The sequence below is a fragment of the Amycolatopsis sp. 3B14 genome (assembly GCF_050958625.1).
In the GTDB taxonomy this organism is placed as follows: Bacteria; Actinomycetota; Actinomycetes; order Mycobacteriales; family Pseudonocardiaceae; genus Amycolatopsis_E; species Amycolatopsis_E thermoflava.
The window spans coordinates 88,436-107,549 of sequence record NZ_JBHZEN010000003.1; the positions used below are offsets into that span (position 1 = coordinate 88,436).

At 72.5% G+C, this 19,114-nt stretch carries 19 protein-coding genes; 7 read left to right on the plus strand and 12 right to left on the minus strand.

Annotated elements, in window-relative coordinates; translation table 11 throughout:
• Positions 1-170 precede the first annotated feature (170 nt).
• From ACCP09_RS01745 to ACCP09_RS01780, 8 genes are all read right to left on the minus strand, one after another.
• The gene (locus tag ACCP09_RS01745; RefSeq protein WP_433742713.1) at positions 171-1,397 is read right to left on the minus strand and encodes an RNA polymerase sigma factor; all 1,227 of its coding nucleotides are present in this window, start codon (positions 1,395-1,397) and stop codon (positions 171-173) included.
• Complete coding sequence (locus tag ACCP09_RS01750; protein WP_084022567.1) at positions 1,394-1,747, minus strand: YciI family protein; 354 nt, start codon at positions 1,745-1,747, stop codon at positions 1,394-1,396. Before ACCP09_RS01750 ends, ACCP09_RS01745 begins: the two co-directional genes overlap by 4 nt.
• A complete protein-coding gene (locus ACCP09_RS01755; protein WP_433742715.1) occupies positions 1,744-2,364 on the minus strand; it encodes a dihydrofolate reductase family protein in 621 nt (206 codons plus the stop codon). Before ACCP09_RS01755 ends, ACCP09_RS01750 begins: the two co-directional genes overlap by 4 nt.
• An 84-nt stretch (positions 2,365-2,448) precedes the next feature.
• Positions 2,449-3,033: a TetR/AcrR family transcriptional regulator gene (locus tag ACCP09_RS01760; RefSeq protein WP_433742717.1), complete on the minus strand. Its 585-nt coding sequence runs from the start codon at positions 3,031-3,033 to the stop codon at positions 2,449-2,451.
• Positions 3,030-4,910, minus strand: a complete 1,881-nt coding sequence (locus ACCP09_RS01765; protein ID WP_027930382.1) for a YhgE/Pip family protein — start codon at positions 4,908-4,910, stop codon at positions 3,030-3,032. Before ACCP09_RS01765 ends, ACCP09_RS01760 begins: the two co-directional genes overlap by 4 nt.
• The gene (locus ACCP09_RS01770; protein ID WP_433742720.1) at positions 4,907-5,560 is read right to left on the minus strand and encodes an ATP-binding cassette domain-containing protein; all 654 of its coding nucleotides are present in this window, start codon (positions 5,558-5,560) and stop codon (positions 4,907-4,909) included. The genes ACCP09_RS01765 and ACCP09_RS01770 overlap by 4 nt, the downstream gene beginning before the upstream one ends.
• Before the next feature lie 73 nt (positions 5,561-5,633).
• On the minus strand, positions 5,634-6,557 hold the full coding sequence (locus ACCP09_RS01775) for a GNAT family N-acetyltransferase (protein WP_123682410.1): 924 nt from the start codon (positions 6,555-6,557) through the stop codon (positions 5,634-5,636).
• On the minus strand, positions 6,548-7,417 hold the full coding sequence (locus ACCP09_RS01780) for a class I SAM-dependent methyltransferase (protein ID WP_431910448.1): 870 nt from the start codon (positions 7,415-7,417) through the stop codon (positions 6,548-6,550). Before ACCP09_RS01780 ends, ACCP09_RS01775 begins: the two co-directional genes overlap by 10 nt.
• A gap of 273 nt (positions 7,418-7,690) precedes the next feature.
• On the opposite strand from ACCP09_RS01780, the gene rpsA reads away from it, so the two are divergent.
• On the plus strand, positions 7,691-9,187 hold the full coding sequence (rpsA, locus tag ACCP09_RS01785) for a 30S ribosomal protein S1 (RefSeq protein WP_433742723.1): 1,497 nt from the start codon (positions 7,691-7,693) through the stop codon (positions 9,185-9,187).
• A 203-nt stretch (positions 9,188-9,390) separates the two neighbouring features.
• Here the strand turns inward: rpsA and ACCP09_RS01790 are convergent, their stop codons facing one another.
• Entirely contained in the window at positions 9,391-10,017 is a 627-nt protein-coding gene (locus tag ACCP09_RS01790) for a TetR/AcrR family transcriptional regulator (RefSeq protein ID WP_123682408.1), read from the minus strand.
• A gap of 145 nt (positions 10,018-10,162) precedes the next feature.
• Here ACCP09_RS01790 and folP point away from each other — a divergent pair, with 145 nt between their 5' ends.
• The gene (folP, locus tag ACCP09_RS01795) at positions 10,163-10,975 is read left to right on the plus strand and encodes a dihydropteroate synthase (protein WP_167499190.1); all 813 of its coding nucleotides are present in this window, start codon (positions 10,163-10,165) and stop codon (positions 10,973-10,975) included.
• Between the two features lie 18 nt (positions 10,976-10,993).
• Here the strand turns inward: folP and ACCP09_RS01800 are convergent, their stop codons facing one another.
• Positions 10,994-11,458 (minus strand): hypothetical protein, encoded by a 465-nt coding sequence (locus ACCP09_RS01800; protein ID WP_228684711.1) that lies wholly within the window; start codon positions 11,456-11,458, stop codon positions 10,994-10,996.
• Between the two features lie 121 nt (positions 11,459-11,579).
• Positions 11,580-12,326 carry an IclR family transcriptional regulator gene (locus ACCP09_RS01805; RefSeq protein ID WP_026153989.1) on the minus strand — a complete coding sequence of 249 codons (747 nt, stop codon included), beginning with the start codon at positions 12,324-12,326 and terminating at the stop codon, positions 11,580-11,582.
• 58 nt (positions 12,327-12,384) lie between these two features.
• Between ACCP09_RS01805 and ACCP09_RS01810 the strand changes: the two genes are divergently transcribed.
• Together ACCP09_RS01810 and dmpG are read left to right on the plus strand one after the other, a co-directional pair.
• Positions 12,385-13,296 (plus strand): acetaldehyde dehydrogenase (acetylating), encoded by a 912-nt coding sequence (locus tag ACCP09_RS01810; RefSeq protein WP_433742726.1) that lies wholly within the window; start codon positions 12,385-12,387, stop codon positions 13,294-13,296.
• Positions 13,293-14,315, plus strand: a complete 1,023-nt coding sequence (gene dmpG, locus ACCP09_RS01815; RefSeq protein WP_027930374.1) for a 4-hydroxy-2-oxovalerate aldolase — start codon at positions 13,293-13,295, stop codon at positions 14,313-14,315. The genes ACCP09_RS01810 and dmpG overlap by 4 nt, the downstream gene beginning before the upstream one ends.
• Here dmpG and ACCP09_RS01820 read toward each other — a convergent pair.
• Positions 14,312-14,902 carry a TetR/AcrR family transcriptional regulator gene (locus tag ACCP09_RS01820; RefSeq protein ID WP_027930373.1) on the minus strand — a complete coding sequence of 197 codons (591 nt, stop codon included), beginning with the start codon at positions 14,900-14,902 and terminating at the stop codon, positions 14,312-14,314. The genes dmpG and ACCP09_RS01820 overlap by 4 nt on opposite strands.
• Positions 14,903-14,950: 48 nt before the next feature.
• Between ACCP09_RS01820 and ACCP09_RS01825 the strand changes: the two genes are divergently transcribed.
• The 3 genes from ACCP09_RS01825 (at position 14,951) to ACCP09_RS01835 (ending at position 19,038) form a co-directional block, all read left to right on the plus strand.
• On the plus strand, positions 14,951-15,874 hold the full coding sequence (locus ACCP09_RS01825; RefSeq protein ID WP_123682405.1) for an oxygenase MpaB family protein: 924 nt from the start codon (positions 14,951-14,953) through the stop codon (positions 15,872-15,874).
• Positions 15,871-16,896, plus strand: coding sequence for an LLM class F420-dependent oxidoreductase (locus tag ACCP09_RS01830; protein ID WP_433742729.1), 1,026 nt, complete (start codon positions 15,871-15,873; stop codon positions 16,894-16,896). Before ACCP09_RS01825 ends, ACCP09_RS01830 begins: the two co-directional genes overlap by 4 nt.
• A gap of 132 nt (positions 16,897-17,028) precedes the next feature.
• Positions 17,029-19,038, plus strand: a complete 2,010-nt coding sequence (locus ACCP09_RS01835; protein ID WP_433742731.1) for a neutral/alkaline ceramidase — start codon at positions 17,029-17,031, stop codon at positions 19,036-19,038.
• The last annotated feature ends 76 nt before the right edge of the window (positions 19,039-19,114 follow it).

Below are 19,114 nucleotides of genomic sequence, written 5' to 3' on the forward strand. Positions count from 1 at the left end.
GGCTCCCCATGCCCGGCGCGACCTGCCTTGATAGCGGGCCTATGTCGGGCGGGGATCGGTCTTGATGACGGGCAGGTGTGGCCGCTGGTCCGTTGGGCCGTTTGCTCGGCGCCCGCCGGGACCGCATGCCCAGGGGAGCGCCCCGGCGGTGGGCCGCCGAGCGCGGCGCGTCAACCCGGGGCGTCCCTTTCCCGCATCTCGGCGAGGCGGTTCGCCAGGAACGCGCGTTCGGCTTCGTTCTCCGTCAGGCGCAGTGCTTCCGCATAACACCCGGCGGCCTCGGGGAACCGGCCTAATCGCCGCAGCAGATCGGCCTTGATCGCGGGCAGGTACCGGTACCCGGACAACCGGCGGTCGTCTTCCAGCTCCGTCACCTCGGCCAGGGCCTGCGCCGGGCCGTCCACCATCGCCACCGCCACCGTCCGGTTCAGCGCCACCACCGGGGACGGCCACACCTTCGCCAGTTCGTCGTACAGCACCAGGATCTGCGGCCAGTCCGTCTCCGAGTACGACGGTGCGCTCGCGTGCAGCATCGCGATCGCCGCCTGCAGCGCGAACCGTCCTGGCGGGCCGCCCCGCAGGGCCGACACCACCAGCTCGTCCGCCTCCGCCAGCGCGCCGCGGTCCCAGCGGGAACGGTCCTGTTCGGACAGCAGCAGGAGCCGCCCCGACGCGTCCGTGCGCGTGGCCCGGCGCGCGTGTCCCGCCAGCAGCAACGCCAGCAACCCGCGCACCTCTCGCGAGTCCGGCACCAGCTCCCGCAGCAGCCGCGCCAGTTCCAGTGCCCGCTCGGCGCACGACACCCGCATCAGCGACTCGCCCGACGGCGCCGTGTGCCCGGTCGTGAACAGCAGGTGGATCGTGGTCAGCACCGCGTCCAGCCGCTCCGGCAGCTCGGCCGGCGCGGGCATGCGGAACGGGATCCGCGCCGCCGCGATCTTCTTCTTCGCCCGCGTGATCCGGGCCGCCATCGTCGCCGGGGGCACCAGGAACGCGGCCGCGACGTCCGGGGTCGGCACGCCGCACACCAGCCGCAACGTCAGCGCCACCTGGGCCTCGGGCGACAACGCCGGGTGGCAGCACAGGAACACCAGCCGCAGCGGGTCGTCGGCGACCGGGCCGTCCGGCGCGGCCTCGACCAGCAACGGCAGCTTCGCGCGCAGCGTCGCCGCGCGCCGCAGGGCGTCCAGCGCGTTGTGCCGCGCCGCGGTCGTCAGCCACGCGGCCGGGCGGTCCGGGACGCCGTCGCGGGCCCACGAGTCGAGCGCGGCGGCGTAGGCGTCCTGGACGCATTCCTCCGCCAGGTCGAGATCACGCGTGACGCGCACCGTCGCGGCGAGCACCCTGGCCCACTCGCGGCGGTGCGCGACGGCGACGGCGTCCCGGACCCCGGTCACACCTCCATCAACGGCCGCACCTCGACCGCCCCGTCCATGATCGGCAGCAGCTTCCCGATGGCCACCGCCTGGTCGAGGTCGGCGGCCTCGACCACGAAGAACCCGGCGATGACCTCCTTGCTCTCCAGGAACGGGCCGTCGGTCACCGCGCCGCCCTGGTGGATCGTGCGGGCCCGCGCCACCGGCTGCAGTCCCTGCTCGTGCACCACCCGCGCCCCCATGGCCTCGATCTTCGGCCCGACGGCCAGGTTGGCCTCCATGACCTCCGGCGGGATGTCGGCCACGCCGCCGGGAAGTTCCTTCTCGTAGATCAGGATCGCGTACTGCGGCATCGTCTCGTCCCCGCTCACCAGTTGCCCGTTTCCGGGCCCATCGCACCACATTCGAGCCCGCCCGCGCGCCGGTAACGGTGGAGCAGCCCGCCCCGCGGCAGCCGCTCCGAGTGGGTCAGCTCCAGCCCGCCCGCGGTCGTCCCGTCGCCGAAGAGCCGTTTCCCCGGCCCGGTCAGCACCGGGAACACCAGCAGCTGGAACTCGTCGGCCAGGTCGTGGGCCAGGAGCGTCTGCACCAGTTCACTGCTGCCGTGGACCTGGATGTCCCCGCCCTCGCCACGCTTGAGCTCGGCCACCGCCTCGGCGGCGTCCCCGCGCAGCAGCGTGCAGTTGTGCCAGCCCACCTCGCTCAGCGTCCGCGAGGCGACGAACTTCGGCAGGCCGTTCACCACGTCGCCGAACGGGTCGTCGGCCGGCGGCCACGTGGCGGCGAACTCCTCGTAGGTCTTCCGGCCGAGCAGCAGCGCGCCTGCCCCGCGGGTGAACTCGAGCATCAGCTCCAGCACCCGCTCGCCGATGAACGGCACCGCCCAGCCGCCGTGGGCGAAGCCGCCGTCGCGGTCCTCGTCCGGGCCGCCCGGCGCCTGCATCACGCCGTCGGCCGTCACGAACGCCGTGACCACCAGTTTCCGCATGTCGATCCTCTCCTCGGGGGCGCCCTGGTGACGCCCGCGCCCTGACGGCGAACGAGCGGCCCCGGAATCGACAACCAGCGGGAACTAATCTGCGCGGGCCACACCCCGCACGAGGAGCATGATGCCCTCGCGCACCTCGGCGCGGGAGCGCTGTGGCTGGAACACCTGCCAGTCCAGCGCGACGACCAGCAGCGTGCCGAACAGCCCGGCCGCCGCGGTCGGCACCTCGATCCCCGGCGGCAGGCGGCCGGCGTCGGCCACCCGCTGCAGCTGCTCCTTCACGATGGAGACGATGTCCTCGCGCAGCAGCGACAGCGTCTCCTGCCACTGGCCCGGCGTCCGCCACAGCTCGCTGACCAGGATCTGCGAGAACCCGCGGTGCCCCGCGATGAACTCCAGCCCGGTGTCCACCAGGGACTCCAGCGCGGCCACCGGGTCCGGCTCGGAGGCGTGCGCCCGCAGCCGCTCGGCGAGCTGACCGACGCCGTAGCGCAGCAGCGCGTCGATCAGCCCGTCCTTGCTGCCGAAGTTGTAGTACACGGTGCCCTTCGCGACCCCGGCCGCCGCCGCGATCTCGTCCACCGTCAGCCCGGGCAGCCCCTTCTCCGTGGCCAGCCGCAGCGTCGCCTCGAACAGCTTCTGCTTGGTGCTTTCGCCGCGCGGGCTCACAGCGACAGCTCCGGCTGCAGCTTGGACACCGTCCACACCCGTTGCCTACGCGCCGCCAGCGCCGACACCGCGAGAGCGCCTGCCAGGTAGGCGACCAGCACCCCGATGTCCAGCAGGTTCCGCAGCGACGCGCCGGTGTAGAGCAGGTGCCGCAGCCCGTCGACCACGTACCCCATCGGCAGCACGACGTGCAGCGGGTACAGCGCGTCCGGCAGGGTCTGCCACGGGAACGTGCCGCCCGCGCTGACCAACTGGAGCACCAGCAGCACCAGCCCGAGGAACTTGCCGACGGCGCCGAAGAACGCGTTGAGCGCGTGCACGATCGCGGTGAACGTAAGCGACGCCAGGATCGCGAACGCCAGCGCGCCCACCGGGTGCGCGATGTGGATGCCGACGAACCAGGTCACGGCGGCGAACAACACCACGACCTGCGCGATGCCCAGCAGCGCCGAGGGCAGCCACCCGCCGAGCGCGACCCGCAGCGGCGCGGTGCCCGCCGCGATCGCCCGCGACGACAGCGGCCGGATCAGCAGGAACAGCACGAACGCGCCGATCCAGGTGGCCAGGGCGAGGAAGAACGGGGCCAGCCCGGCGCCGTAGGTGCCCGCGGAGGCGACGCCGACCGAGTTGACCGCGACCGGGTCGGCGATCGTGTCCGCCGTCGCGGTCCGCGTCGGGTCGCTGGGGTTGGGGATCTGCTGCAGCCCGTTGTTCAGGCCGTCCCGGAGCTGCCCGGCGCCGGTTGCCAGCTCCTGCGAGCCGGACAACGCGGCCTTCTCACCGTCGTTGAGCTGATTCGCGCCGGCCGAGAGCGTGCTCGCGCCGTCGGCCGCCTGCGCGATCCCGCCGGACAGCGCGGGCGCGGAGTTCGCGAGCGTGGCGGCGCCGGCCGCGACCTGCCGTGCCCCATCGGCGAGCTGGTTCAGCTGGGACGACGTCTGCTGGACCTTCGCGTTGGCCTGGTCGACCGGGGCCCGCAGATCGCCCAGCACGCCCTGCACCCGCTCGATGTCGGCCTCGGACAGCCCGGCCGCGCGCAGCCGGTCGGTGAGCTGGTTGTTCACGTCGTCGAGGTTGCGCACGAGCTGGGCGGACCCGCTCGCGACGGTGGACCCGGCCGCGGCGACCTGGCTGTTGCCGTCGGCGACCTGCTGCGCGCCGTCGGCCAGCTGCCGGGTGCTCTGCGGCAGGGTCGCGGTGCTCGACCGGAGCGTGGACAGCCCGGACGACAGCTGGGCGCTGCCGGTGGCCAGCTGCTGCGCCCCGTCCGCGAGCTGCCGCTGGCCGGACAGCAGGCGGTTCGCGCCGTCGGCGAGCTGGGTGGCGCCGGTCGCGGCCTGCTGGGTCTGCTGGTAGATGGTCGAAAAGCCCATCAGGAACCGGTTCGCGGCCTCGCTGCCCACCTTCTCCGCGATCGTGTCGCGGATCTGCTCGGCGACCTGGTTGGCGATGGTGTGCGAGAGGTAGTTGTTCGCGTCGTTCGTGGTCAGCTGGATCGTGGCGCGCTGCGGGGTGAAGTTCCCGCTGGAGAGCAGCGCGGCGGAGAAGTCGCGCGGGATCGTGATCGTGAACGCGTAGCGGTCGTCGCGCACCCCGGCGTCGGCCTCGGCCGCGGAGACCTCGTGCCACTGGAACGTGCCCGACCCGACCACCGAGGAGGTGACCTCGTCGCCGACGTTGCGGTCGGCGGAGCCCGCGTCCTCGTTCACGATCGCCGCGGGGAGCTTGCCGAGGCGGCCGTAGGGGTCGAAGTTGGCGTAGAGGTAGAACGACGCGTACAGCAGGGGGACGAGCACCAGCGCGGCCACGGCGAGCTTGGGCAGCTTGCCGGAGGTCAGGCGGCGCAGTTCCCCGGCGGCGAGCCGGAGGCCGGTCACTGCGGATCTCCTTGCACGAGTTCGGGTTCGGGCTGTTCGGTGTGGCCGAGCAGCGCCGGGGGAGCGGGCAGCACCCCGGGCGGAGCGGTCGCGGTCAGCACGACGACTGCGAAGCCGCGCTCGGCGTGGTCGCGGGCGAGGTCCGCCCAGGTCCCGACGTCGCTGGTGTGCCGGTCGGGGGTGTCCAGCACGATCAGCCGCACCCCGGGCCGCGCCGCGGCCAGCGCGGTGAGCAGCCGGGTGCGCTCGGCGGGGGACAGGTGCTCGAACCGCACCTCCGCGCGCCCGGCGAGGTCGTGCTCGGACAGCCACCGCGCGACGGCGTCCTTGCCCGCGGGCAGCTTCCCGATCGACAGCTCCTCGGCGACGACCATCCGCACCGGCAGCGAGCCCTCCGGCGCGGTGATCTCCGGCGCGTCCACCACCGCGCTGACGCGGCGCAGCTCCGCGGCGTCCGCCTTGCCGTCGAGCGTCACGAGCCCGGTCGTCGGCCGCATCCGCCCGGTCAGGGCGAGACCGAACGCGGTCACCCCGGCGCCCGGCTCGCCGTGCGCGAAGACGAGTTCGCCCTCGGCGACGGTGAGCGAGGTCGGCGGCAGCACCGTGCCGTGCGGACCTTCGACGGTGACCCGGTCGGCGTGCACCCGCACAGGATCCCCCTCTTTTGAACTGACTGGTCAGTTCAAAAGCTACGCCCGTCCCCTGGAGCCCGCAACTCGGGGGTCAGCGCAGCGCGGACGCCGGCCGGACCTCCCAGTACGACCACAGCGGCCGGTACCCCTGGCGCGGCCAGAACACCGAGGACAGCGGGTTGGCCGGGTTGTAGTAGAGGTAGGTCGCGCGGGCGCCGAGGTCGGCGAACTCGCGATGCACCCGGCTCAGCAGCGCCCTGCCGATGCCTTCGCCGCGCGCGTGCTCGCTGGTCGCCACGTTGTTGACGTAACCCCACTGCCCGGCGGGCAGCAACTCGGCGGCCCACGACCCGGGCGCCGACTCGACCCAGCCGCAGTCGGCCAGCGCGACGGCGACACCGTCCCGTTCGGCGAGCCAGACCGGCGCGTCCGCGGCGAGGTTGCGCTCCAGCCGCGGGATGATCAGCTCCGCGGTCCCCGGCCGCCACGGCCCCGCGACCAGGCTGGAGTAGCGGAACGTGACCAGCGACAGCGCCACGACCTCCTCGAGGTCCTCCGGCCGCGCGCGGCGGATCGTCACCCCCGGCGGGGGCGGGTGCTCCACCGGCGGGCCGGTGCGCACGGCGAGCACGGACAGCGGGACCAGGCCGTGGTCGAGGAACGCGCGCACCGCCTCGGCGTCCCGGCTCGGCCAGGTCACCGTGCACGACGAGTCCGCGCCGGGCGACTCGCGGTCCATCCGGCGCCGCCAGGCCCGCAGCAGCGCGTCCATGCCCGCGGTCCCGGTGTCCCCGACGCACGGGAACAGCTGCCAAACCTGCGCGGCCGACCACAGCAGGTCGAACGCGCCCGGCTGGTGCCGCTGGACCTGGACCACCCCGGTGACGCGGGTGCCGTCCGCGGTCGCCGCGGTCAGCACCTCGCCCTCCGGCGGCGGTGCGGCGGGCGGCAGCAGCGGGTCCAGCGCGCTGAACCGGGCCCGCTGCGCGGACAGCAGCGCCGCGCTCACGGGCACGCGCGCGCCCGGAAGATCGCCGTGCCCGGGAAGAGCTTGCCCCGCAACGGGCTCCACTGGCCCCACACCCGGGTGTGCCCGGCCGGCCACTCCGGCTCGATCAGGTCCTCGAGCGCGAACCCGGTGGCGGCCAGCGCCCGCACGTAGTCGCCCACCGTGCGGTGGTACTCGACGTAGGTCGCCTTCCCGTCCCCGTCGACCTCCACGTAGGGGGTGCGGTCGAAGTACGGCTGGCTCGCGGTCAGCCCGGCGGGCCCCGGGTCGTCCGGGAAGATCCACCGGATCGGGTGGGTCACCGCGAACACCCACGGCCCGCCCGGCCGCAGCACCCGGCGCACCTCGGCGAACACGGTCTCGATCGAGGCCACGAAGGGAAGCGCGCCGAAGGCCGAGCAGGCCACGTCGACGCTGCCGTCCGCCAGCGGCAGCCGCTCGGCCGTCGCCTGGACCAGGGGGACCTCGATCCCGGTGCGCGCCGCGCCCGCGCGGGCGTGCCGGAGCATCCCGGCCGACAGGTCGAGCCCGACCGGGTGCGCGCCCGCGGTGGCCAGCCAGCGCGAGCACGCCGCCTGGCCGCACCCGATCTCGGCCACGCGGCGGCCGCGCACGTCGCCGAGCAGCCGGGCGTCGGCCTCCCGCACGCCCTCCGGGCACCACACGAAGTCCGCGTCGCCGAGGAAGCCGCCGTGGGCCGCCTGGTAGTCGTCGGCGTCGGCGTCCCACCAGGCCAGGTTGGCCGCCGTCGCCTCGTCCGCGGTCACCTGCCGGTGCGCCACGCCGACCGTGCCGAGCCGGTGTTCGGCGCGGGCGTGCCGGTCCGGGTCGAGGTCGCCGCCGTTGTCGTCTGCCGCCGTCGTCACACCGGTATTCTCACCGGTCAGCCCCGCCGCGTCCGTGCGGGCGACCCTGTTTGTGCCGCGCGTGGGCGGCCGCGTACGATATCTCTAGCGCAGTGGGTTCGCGCTACCTTCCACTCGGCAGAGCTGAGCCGGGTTCCGGGTCGCGCACCGTCGGCGGTGATGCTCCGCGGCCGTTCCGTTGTGAACGTTTGCTCATGGTTGCCGTCGCACGCTCACCGCGCGCGCAAACTGCAAACCTACTCGAGCCGTAAACCAACCGGAGCAACCCACCTAATGACCACCGACACCACCACCGCCCCGACGTCCGGCGCCGCCCAGGTCGCCGTCAACGACATCGGGTCGGAGGAAGACTTCCTCGCCGCGATCGACAAGACGATCAAGTACTTCAACGACGGCGATATCGTTGAGGGCACCATCGTCAAGGTCGACCGCGACGAGGTGCTGCTCGACATCGGTTACAAGACCGAGGGCGTCATCCCCTCGCGTGAGCTGTCCATCAAGCACGATGTCGATCCCGGCGAGGTCGTCAGCGTCGGTGACGAGGTCGAGGCCCTCGTTCTCCAGAAGGAGGACAAGGAAGGCCGGCTGATCCTGTCCAAGAAGCGCGCCCAGTACGAGCGCGCCTGGGGCACGATCGAGGAGCTCAAGGAGAAGGATGAGCCCGTCAAGGGCACCGTCATCGAGGTCGTCAAGGGCGGCCTGATCCTCGACATCGGCCTGCGGGGCTTCCTGCCCGCCTCCCTGGTGGAGATGCGCCGCGTGCGCGACCTGCAGCCCTACGTCGGCCGCGAGCTCGAGGCGAAGATCATCGAGCTGGACAAGAACCGCAACAACGTGGTCCTGTCCCGCCGGGCCTACCTCGAGCAGACCCAGTCCGAGGTCCGCAGCGAGTTCCTCAACGCGCTCGCCAAGGGCCAGGTCCGCAAGGGCGTCGTGTCCTCGATCGTCAACTTCGGCGCGTTCGTCGACCTCGGCGGCGTCGACGGTCTGGTGCACGTCTCGGAGCTGTCCTGGAAGCACATCGACCACCCGTCCGAGGTCGTCGAGGTCGGCCAGGAGGTCACCGTCGAGGTGCTGGACGTCGACATGGACCGCGAGCGCGTGTCCCTGTCGCTGAAGGCGACCCAGGAAGACCCGTGGCGCCAGTTCGCCCGCACCCACGCGATCGGCCAGATCGTGCCGGGCAAGGTCACCAAGCTCGTCCCGTTCGGCGCGTTCGTCCGCGTCGAGGAGGGCATCGAGGGCCTGGTGCACATCTCCGAGCTGGCCGAGCGCCACGTGGAGATCCCGGAGCAGGTCGTGCAGGTCGGCACCGAGGTCATGGTCAAGGTCATCGACATCGACCTGGAGCGCCGCCGGATCTCGCTGTCGCTGAAGCAGGCCAACGAGGGCTTCACCACCGACACCGAGTTCGACCCGACGCAGTACGGCATGGCCGCCGAGTACGACGACCAGGGCAACTACATCTACCCCGAGGGCTTCGACCCCGACACGCAGGAGTGGCAGGAAGGCTACGACAAGCAGCGTGAGGAGTGGGAGCGCCAGTACGCCGAGGCGCACGCCCGCTACGAGGCCCACATGCGGCAGATCGCCAAGGCTGCCGAGGCCAGCGCCCAGGCGGCGGCCGAGGAGGCCACCGGTGGTCCGGTCGGCGGCGGCGAGCAGAACTACAGCTCGACCGGCGGCGGCTCGGAGCCGCGCAGCGGCGGCACCCTCGCCAGCGACGAGCAGCTCGCGGCTCTGCGCGAGAAGCTCTCGGGCGGTGCGTGAGCCCTCCCGGCTGAGTGACTGATCCGTGGCCCCCGGTCCTGCTTGGACCGGGGGCCACGGTCGTTCCCGGGGCCGAGTGGCGGCCGCGGCCCGAGGCCGACGCCGCGGGAGTGACTCGGGTCGGCGCTTCGATGCGTGCGGGGGCGCGGTGTCCCTTCGTGCGGGGGTGTCGCGTCGCGGGGGCGGAGGGGTGCGGGAGTGGCTCAGGCGAGTTCGAGGTCCAGCCCGTTGATCATCGCGCGGATGCCGGAGCCGAACACCTCGTCGTAGGCGTCGTCGGTGGTCTCGATGAACCACTTCGGCGGCGGGTTGCGCGCGCGGTGCGTCAGCTCGACGCTCACCAGCCCGTGCATCGTGGTCCAGATCAGGTATCCGGTGACGTTCGGGTCGCGGCCGGGCGGCGTCACCGGCGCCACCCGGTCCACGAGCAGGTCGAAGCTGCTGCGCTGCGCGAACGCCCGCAGGTCCGGGTCCGGGTCGAACCCGGGCACCGACTGCTCGAACATGAACGCGTACCGCGCCGGGCTGTCCAGCGCGAACCGTCGGTAGGCGCGGGCCAGCGCGAGGATCCCCGCCGCCGGATCGCCGGAAACCGGCGGCACCGCCCGGAACTCCTCGTGCAGCATCTCGAAAGTGCGCTCGTACAAGGCGTCCAGAACGCCGTTGCGGCCGCCGAAACGCGTGTAGACCCCGATCGTCGACGTGCCGGCCGCCTCGGCGACGCTGCGCACCGTCAGCCCGGAAACGCCCTGCTTGAGGAGAACCGTCAGCGCGGCCTGCAGGAAGCGTTCCCTGCTGTGGCTGTCGCCCTGGCCGTGTCGGGTGGCCATCCGCCGCGCACCCCCTTCGCTCTCCTGGAAGCAACTTAGGGCATAACGCGCGTTATCGCGCCCCCGCCACGGCAGGCATGATGAACTCGTGGCAGTCGACTTGGTCTTCCGCGGGCGGCGCGTCGTCGCCGACCGCGCGCTCGTGATGGCGATCGTGAACCGCACACCCGACTCGTTCTACGACCGGGGCGCGTCCTTCGCGGACCCGGACGCGCTGGCGGCGGTCGACCGCGCCGTCGCGGAGGGCGCGGACATCGTGGACATCGGCGGGGTCAAGGCCGGCCCCGGCAGCGACGTCGGGGTCGACGAGGAGACCCGCCGGGTGGTGCCGTTCGTCGCGGAGATCCGGCGGCGGCACCCGGACCTGGTGATCAGCGTGGACACCTGGCGGCACGAGGTCGGACGGCTGGCCTGCGAGGCCGGGGCGGACCTGCTCAACGACACCTGGGCGGGCGCCGACCCGCGGCTGGCCGAGGTCGCGGCCGAGTTCGGCGCCGGGTACGTGTGCTCGCACACCGGGGGAGCGGTGCCGCGCACGCGCCCGTTCCGCGTCCGCTACGAGGACGTCGTCGGCCAGGTGATCGAGGAGATCACCCGCCGGGCCGAGGAGGTCGTGGCGCTCGGCGTGCCCCGCGGCGGGGTCCTGATCGACCCGACGCACGACTTCGGCAAGAACACCTGGCACAGCCTCGCCCTGCTGCGGCACGCGAGCGAACTGACCGCGACCGGCTGGCCGGTCCTCATGGCACTGTCCAACAAGGACTTCGTGGGGGAGACCCTCGGCGCGGACGTCACGGAACGGCTGGACGGCACCCTGGCCGCCACCGCGCTCGCGGCCAGGGACGGTGCGCAGGTGTTCCGGGTGCACGAGGTCCAGCAGACGCGCCGCGTGCTGGAGATGGTGGCGACGATCGCCGGGGACCGGCCACCGGCCCAGGCGGTGCGCGGCCTGGCCTGAGCCGGGCGCCGGAAAGCGCTATCGCGAGGAGCCGTTGAGCCCGTGCAGCACGCGCTGCAGGATCTGCGAGTCCAGGAAGTCCGGCTCCGGCAACGGCTCCTCGGCCGGGTACTCGGTCGCCGGGCTGGGCATGCGGTGCGGGGAGCGCGTCGGGAGGGCCCCGGTCAGGCCGGCCGGCAGCGGCAGCTCGCACCACGCCGTGCGGTGCCCGCCGGGCAGGGCGACGGTGTTGATGGTCCAGCCGGGCAGCTCGGGGGGTTCGCCGGGGCGGTCGTCGTCGAGTTCGACGACCACGACGTCGCGGTGCAGGCGCAACCGGACGGTCAGGAAGCGGGGCGATCGCCGGTCCGCCCCTTCCACCGAGGACCGCACCAGGTGCCGGATGACGGTCGCCGCGTCGTCGGCCAGTGGCCGCAGTTTCCACTCCAGGAGGGCGAAACGGACGAACATCTCGGCGCAGCTGACGGCGGTCGGTGCAGCCACGAGCCGAAGGTCGTCTACCTGGGTGGTCGCGGTGGTCACGCCAATCCTCCCTAACATCCCCGTGGCCCGGCGAGCGCCACGGGACCGTACATGTCGATCATCCCCGCTGGTGCGCGAGACCCTACGGCAAGGCTCGCGACAAAGCGAGAGCCGCCGTGCGCACCGCTGGAGAGACGCGCTCGACCCGGACCCGGTTGCTCCAGCCCGAGATCGAAATCGCGGCCCGTGCCCGGCCGGTCGCGCCGAGCACTGGACTGGCTGCACAGGTTACGCCCACCCCGGATTCCTCCCGCTCGTAGGCGACCCCCTCGTCGCGGATCCTGGTCAGCTGCCGCCGCAGCAGCCCGGGCGCGGTGATCGTGCGCGGGCCGACCCTGGTCAGGCCCGCCGCCAGCACGGTGTCCAGCACGGACGCGGGGGAGTGCGCCAGGATCGCCTTGCCCACCGCGGTGGCGTGCGCGGGGAAACGGCCGCCGATGCGCGAGGGCAGAGCCGGCGCGTCCGGGCCGCGCACGATGTCGAGGTACACCACCTCGGTGCCCTCCAGCACCGCCAGGTGCACCGTGTTGCGCGTGGCTTCCCGCAGATCGGCCAGGTAGGGGCGGGCGGCGTCGACGAGCCCGCGTTCGCGGCCGGCGAGCTGCCCGATCTCGAACAGCCGCAGCCCGAGCCGCACCGCGGTGCCGTCCCGTTCCAGCAGTCCCTGCGTGACCAGGTGCCCGGTCAGCCGGTGCACCGACGACTTCGGCAGGCCGGTGCGGCGCGCGAGTTCGGACGCGCCCAGCGCCTGATCGCCCGGCCGGAACGCGCCGAGCAGCGCGGCGATCCTGGCGGCGGTCATCCCGTCGTCCCGCTCAGCGGCACACATGCGTTGAGTGTGCCGCACTCCGGGGCGCACCGTGGAGCCGACCCCGGAAGGAGGGCGCATGAGCACCCGGAAGGCACGGGCCGCGATCGTCGGACCCGGCAACATCGGCACCGATCTGCTCGTCAAGCTGCGGCGCAGCGAGCACATCGAGGTCGCGTACATGGTCGGGGTGGACCCGGCATCGGACGGCCTGAAGCGCGCGGCCGCGCTGGGCGTGGAGACCTCGGCCGAGGGCGTGGACTGGCTGCTGTCCCGTGACGAGCTGCCGGACATCGTCTTCGAGGCCACGTCCGCCAAGGCCCACCTGGCCAACGCGCCGCGCTACGCCGAGGCCGGCATCCAGGCCGTCGACCTGACCCCGGCCGCCGTCGGCCCGTTCACCTGCCCCGCGGTGGACCTGCCGGACCAGCTGGGCGCCGCGAACTTCAACATGATCACCTGCGGCGGCCAGGCCACGATCCCGATCGTGCACGCCGTCGCGCGGGTCACCGAGGTGCCCTACGCCGAGATCGTCGCGTCGGTGTCGTCGCGGTCGGCGGGTCCGGGCACGCGCGCCAACATCGACGAGTTCACCCAGACCACCGCGCGCGGGCTGGAGATCGTCGGCGGCGCCGCGAGGGGCAAGGCGATCATCATCATCAATCCGGTCGAACCGCCGCTCATCATGCGCGACACGGTGTTCTGCGCGATCTCGCCGGACGCCGACCGCGACGCGATCACCGCCTCCATCGAGCGGATGGTCGCCGACGTGCAGGAGTACGTGCCCGGCTACACGCTCAAGGCGGCGCCGCAGTTCGACGACCCGCGGCCCGGCTGGCAGGGCCGCGCCAGGGTGGCGGTGTTCCTGGAGGTCGCCGGCAACGGCGACTACCTGCCGCCCTATGCCGGGAACCTGGACATCATGACCGCCGCTGCCGCCCGCGTCGGCGAGCTGCTGGCCGCGAACCGGACGCAGGAGGTGCCGGCATGACCGAGCGGGAGGTGCGGCTCGTCGACACGAGCCTGCGCGACGGCAGCCACGCCATGGCCCACCAGTTCACCGAGGAGAACGTGCGGGACACCGTGCGCGCGCTCGACGCGGCCGGGATCTCGCTGATCGAGGTGACCCACGGCGACGGGCTCGGCGGGTCGACCTTCAACTACGGCTTCTCTCTGGTGGACGAGCGGAAGCTGATCGCCGCGGCCGTCGAGGAGGCCAAGCAGGCCAAGATCGCGGTGCTGCTGCTGCCCGGCCTCGGCACGGTCGCCGATCTGGAGGCCGCCGCCGACCTCGGCGCGGGCGCGGTGCGGATCGCCACGCACTGCACCGAAGCGGACGTGTCCATCCAGCACTTCACCGAGGCGCGCAGACTCGGGCTGGAGACCGTCGGGTTCCTCATGCTGTCGCACATGGCCACGCCGGAGACGCTGGCGAAGCAGGGCCGGATCATGGTCGACGCGGGTTGCCAGTGCGTGTACGTCGTCGACTCGGCCGGGGCGCTGATCCTGGAGGAGGCCGCCGACCGGGTGGCCGCGCTGGTCGCGGAGTTCGGCGACGCGGCGCAGGTGGGCTACCACGGCCACCAGAACCTGAGCTTCGGCGTCGCGAACTCGGTGCTCGCCCACCGGGCGGGCGCGAAGCAGATCGACGGTTCGCTCGTCGCGCTCGGCGCGGGCGCGGGCAACTCGCCGACCGAGGTGCTGGCCGCGGTGTTCGAACGGCTCGGCGTCGCGACCGGTGTGGACAAGGACGTGCTGATGGACGCCGCGGAGAACGTGGTGAAGCCGTTCATCACGCGGCTGCCGGTGATGGACCGGTCGTCGATCGTGCAGGGCTTCGCCGGGGTGTACTCCAGCTTCCTGCTGCACGCCGAGCGCGCCGCGGAGCGCTACCAGGTGCCCGCGCACGAAATCCTCTACCGCGTGGGGGAGAAGCGCTACGTCGGCGGTCAGGAGGACATGATCATCGACATCGCGTTGCAGCTGGTGGCGGAGCGCGAGTCCGCTTAGGACGACCGCACCAGCAGGCGCACGCAGTGCTCGACCAGGCGCTCCCGGGGCATCTCGGGGGTGCCGGACAGGTAGGCGGTGAACAGGTGGGTCAGCGCGCCGACGAGGCCGATCGCGGTCAGCTGCTTCTCCAGCGCGTCCATGCGCGCGGGCAGCTGCTCGCGGATCAGGCCGGCGAAGGCGGGCAGCAGCGCCATCCCGCGTGCGGACAGGGCCGGGTCGGTGATCGGGGCCAGCAGCAGGACCCGGCCCTTGCGTGGATCGTCCAGCATCAGCTCGACGAACGCGGTGACCGCCGCCTCGGCCCGCTGGGCCGGGTCACGGCGGCTGTCCGGCACCGCGCCGGCGATGGCGCTGTGGGCCTCGGCGGCGACCTGCTCGTAGACCGCGACCACCAGTTCCTCCCGGTCGGCGAAGCTCTCGTAGAAGTACCGCTCGGTGAGCTTCGCGTGCCGGCACACCGCGCGCACCGTGACCGCCGCGCTGCCCTCGGTGCCGAGCAGGTCCAGCCCGGCGTCGAGCAGCTGGGCGCGCCGGGCCGCCCGGCGGTCGCTCAGGGTGGTGCCCGCCCAGGTCTTCTCCGCCATCCGCCCTCACAATTGACTACAGGTGTTGTCAATTGTAGCGTTCGGATCATGGCACCGCAGCCCCTGGGCCCCGATTCCCTGACGTGGAAGTACTTCGGCGACTGGCGGACCCTGCTCATGGCACTGTGGGCGGGATCGCTGCAGAACATGCACCCGGAACTCGGCGCGGGGGTGGAGGAGCACTCGCGGTTCTTCGCCGAGCGGTGGGAGCGGTTGTTCCGCTCGCTCTACCCGATCGGCGGCGTGGTCTACGACGGGCCGCGCGCGGCCGAGACCGCCCGCGCGGTGCGCGGCTACCACGAGACGATCCACGGCGTGGACTCCCGCGGCCGCCGCTACCACGCGCTGAACCCGGGCACGTTCTACTGGGCGCACTCGACGTTCTTCATGCTCACCGTGGTCGCCGCGGAGCGGATGATGGGCGGGCTGAGCGAGGCGGACAAGCGGCGGCTGTTCGACGAGCACGTCGAGTGGTACCGGCTCTACGGGCTGAGCATGCGGCCGGTGCCGGGCTCGTGGGAGGAGTTCCAGGCCTACTGGGACCACATGTGCACCGAGGTCCTGGAGGACAACAAGGCCACCAGGGACGTGCTGGACATCGCCGGCATCGCCAAGCCGCCGTTCGTGTCGTGGATGCCGGACCCGGTCTGGCGGGTGCTGCGCGTGGTGATCGCGAAGTCGTTCGTGTGGTGGACCGTCGGTCTGTACCACCCGGCGGTGCGCGAGCGGCTGGGCTACTCCTGGTCGCGCCGGAACGAGGTGCTGCACCGGCTGGCCGGCCGCGCGATCGGTCTCGCGTTCCGGTTCGTGCCGCACGACCGCCGCTACCACCCGCGCGCCAGGGCGGCGTGGCGGCGGGTGCGCGGCGAGGTCCCGTCGGACGCCCCGCTGGTGGAGACACCGGCCCGCAACCTGCCGCCGCTGTCCGAACGGGACAGTCCCACCCATTACGTTCCCCGGGAGGTGTCGTGAAGCTCGGCTATCACATCGGTTACTGGTCCTCCGGCCCGCCGGAGGGGGCGCTCGACGCGATCCGCACGGCGGAGGAGCTGGGGTTCGATTCGGTGTGGACGGCCGAGGGGTACGGCTCGGACGCGCTGACCCCGCTGGCCTGGTGGGGCGCGGCGACCTCGCGGGTCAAGCTCGGCACCAACATCATCCAGATGTCGGCCCGCACCCCGACCGCCACCGCGATGGCCGCGATGACCCTGGACCACCTCTCCGGCGGCCGGTTCATCCTGGGTCTCGGCGCGTCCGGGCCGCAGGTGGTGGAGGGCTGGTACGGGCAGCCCTACCCGCGGCCGCTGGCCCGGACGCGGGAGTACGTCGAGATCGTGCGGCGGGTGGTGGCCCGGCAGGAGCCGGTGACCTTCGACGGCGAGCAGTACCAGCTGCCGCTGAAGAACGGGACCGGGCTGGGCAAGCCGCTGAAGTCCACAGTGCACCCGCTGCGCCCGGAAATCCCCATCTACCTGGCGGCGGAGGGCCCGAAGAACGTCGCACTGGCGGCCGAGATCTGCGACGGCTGGCTGCCGCTGTTCTTCTCCCCGAAGAGCGACCCGTTCTACCGGGAAGCGCTCGCCGAGGGCTTCGCGCGCCCGGGCGCCCGGCACACGCAAGCCGACTTCGAGGTGGCCGCCTCGGTGCCGGTCATCGTGCACGACGACGTGGAGACCGCGGCCGGGTTCATCAAGCCGTCGCTGGCCCTCTACATCGGCGGCATGGGGGCCAAGCAGGTCAACTTCCACAAGGACGTGTTCGCCCGCCTCGGGTACGCCGACGTCGCGGAGAAGGTGCAGGAGCTCTACCTCGCCGGGCGCAAGGCCGAAGCCGCCGCGGCGATCCCCACCTCGCTGGTCGAGGACACCTCGCTGATCGGGCCGCCGGAGAAGATCCGGGCGGAGCTGGCGGCTTGGGAGGAAACCGTGGTGACGACGTTGCTGCTGCGTGGGGACGCGGGGACCCTGCGGCGGGTTGCTGAGGTGATCGGCTGAGCCCCCGCGATCGCACGATGTCGAAGATGTGCGACGGCTGGGCCACCCGATCGAAGGGTTGGCAGCGCTGGACGGGCTCCTCTAGGCTCCGTGAAACCTGAAACGGCTTCACGTCTGGAGGGAGGGTCGCCGATGCCGGTGAGCCGCAGGAGTGTCCTCGCCGGGGTGGCCGTCGCGCCGCTCGCCGCGGGCTTGGTCTCCACCCGCGCCGCGGCGGACCAGGGCTATCTCGTCGGCGTCGGCATCTCCGACGTCACCGGGCCCGCGGCCGAGTGCGGCATGATGGGCTACTCCATGCCGCAGCAGCAGACCGCCGGCATCCACCAGCGCACCCGCGCCCGCGCGTACATCGTCGCGGAACCCGGTGGCCGCCGGATCGTGTTCGTCAACGCCGACGTCGGCGCGTTGTTCCAGTCCGTGCACCAAGGGGTGCTCGCCCGGCTCGCCGGGCGGTACGGCGACCTCTACACCGAGCACAACGTGCTGCTCAACGCCACGCACACGCACGCGGGCTGCGGCGGATCGTCCTGGTACGCCGCCTACAACCTGTCCATCCTGGGCTTCCAGCGGCAGACCTACGACGCCCAGGTCGACGGCATCACCGAGGCCATCCAGCAGGCGCACGACAACCTCGCGCCGGGCACGATCAGCCTCGGCCGGACCGAGCTGACCGACGCCAGCGTCAACCGGTCCCGCACCGCCTTCGAGCTCAACCCGCAGGCCGACAAGGACCACTTCCCGCTCGCCATCGACCCGGCCGTCACGGTCCTCCGCTTCCGCCAGGGCGGCCGCGACATCGGCGCCATCGCCTGGTTCGCCACGCACGGCACCTCGATGACCAACGCGAACAAGCTGATCAGCGGCGACAACAAGGGCTACGCCGCCTACGCCTGGGAACACGGGCGCGGCACCCGCTACCTCGACGGCGCACCGCAGTTCGTCGCGTGCTTCCCGCAGACCAACTCCGGCGACATGTCCCCGAACCTCAACCTCAAGCCCGGCTCCGGCCCCACCGAGGACGAGTTCGAGAACACCCGCATCATCGGCGAACGCCAGTTCACCGCCGCGAAAGCCGCCTTCGACAACGCCACCACAGCCGTCACCGGACCGCTCGACTACCGCTTCTGCTACGTGGACATGTCCCGCGTGACCGTGGACGGCCGGTACACCCCGGACGGACGGCAGCGCACCACGGCCACCGCCGCGATCGGCGTGTCGATGCTCGCCGGCAGCACCGAGGACGGCCCCGGGCTCCCGCTGCCCGAGGGCGTCCGCAACCCCTTCGTCGACGCGCTCGGCGGCATGGACGCGCCGATCCCGCAGGCGCTGGCCGACGCGCACGCGCCGAAGGTGATCGCGGTGCCGTTCGGCGCCATGAAACCCTACCCGTGGGCGCCGGAGGTGCTGCCGCTGCAGATCCTGCGGCTCGGGCAGCTCCACCTCGTCGCCGGGCCCGCCGAGTACACGATCGTCGCCGGGCTGCGCATCCGCCGCACCGTCGCCGCCGAGCTGGGCGTGCCGCTGGAGAACGTGATCATGCAGGGCTACGCCAACGCGTACAGCCAGTACGTCACCACGCCCGAGGAGTACGACTCGCAGCAGTACGAGGGCGCGTCCACGCTCTTCGGCCGCTACACGCTGCCCGCCTACCAGCAGGAGTTCGCCCGGCTCGCGGCCGCGATGCGGGCCGGCACGAGCGTCCCCCGCGGCCCGCGGCCGCGTGACCTGTCCGGCGACCAGCTCAACTTCCAGCCCGGCGTGGTGGTGGACTCGCCACCTTTGCTCAAGCGGTTCGGCGACGTGCTCACCGAGGCGCGAAGCAGCTACCGGCGGGGCGAGCAGGTGCTGGTCGAGTTCGTCACCGGCCACCCGAAGAACGACCTGCACCGCAACGGGACGTTCCTGGAGGTCCAGCGCCTGGACGGCGGCACCTGGGTCCGCCACGCCGACGACGGCGACTGGTCCACCAAGTACCGGTGGCGGCGCACCTTCCTGGCCGAGTCCACGGCGACGATCACCTGGGACATCCCGCCGGACACCCCGGTCGGCAAGTACCGGGTGGTCCACGCAGGCGACGCGAAGTCCCTGGACGGCACGATCACTCCCTTCACCGGCGCCTCCCGCGCGTTCGTCGTCTCATAACGAATTCGCGCCCCGGGCGCTCCCCGGGCCGTGATCGATGACACGATGCGGGCGATCACCGGGTGCAGATCGGAGG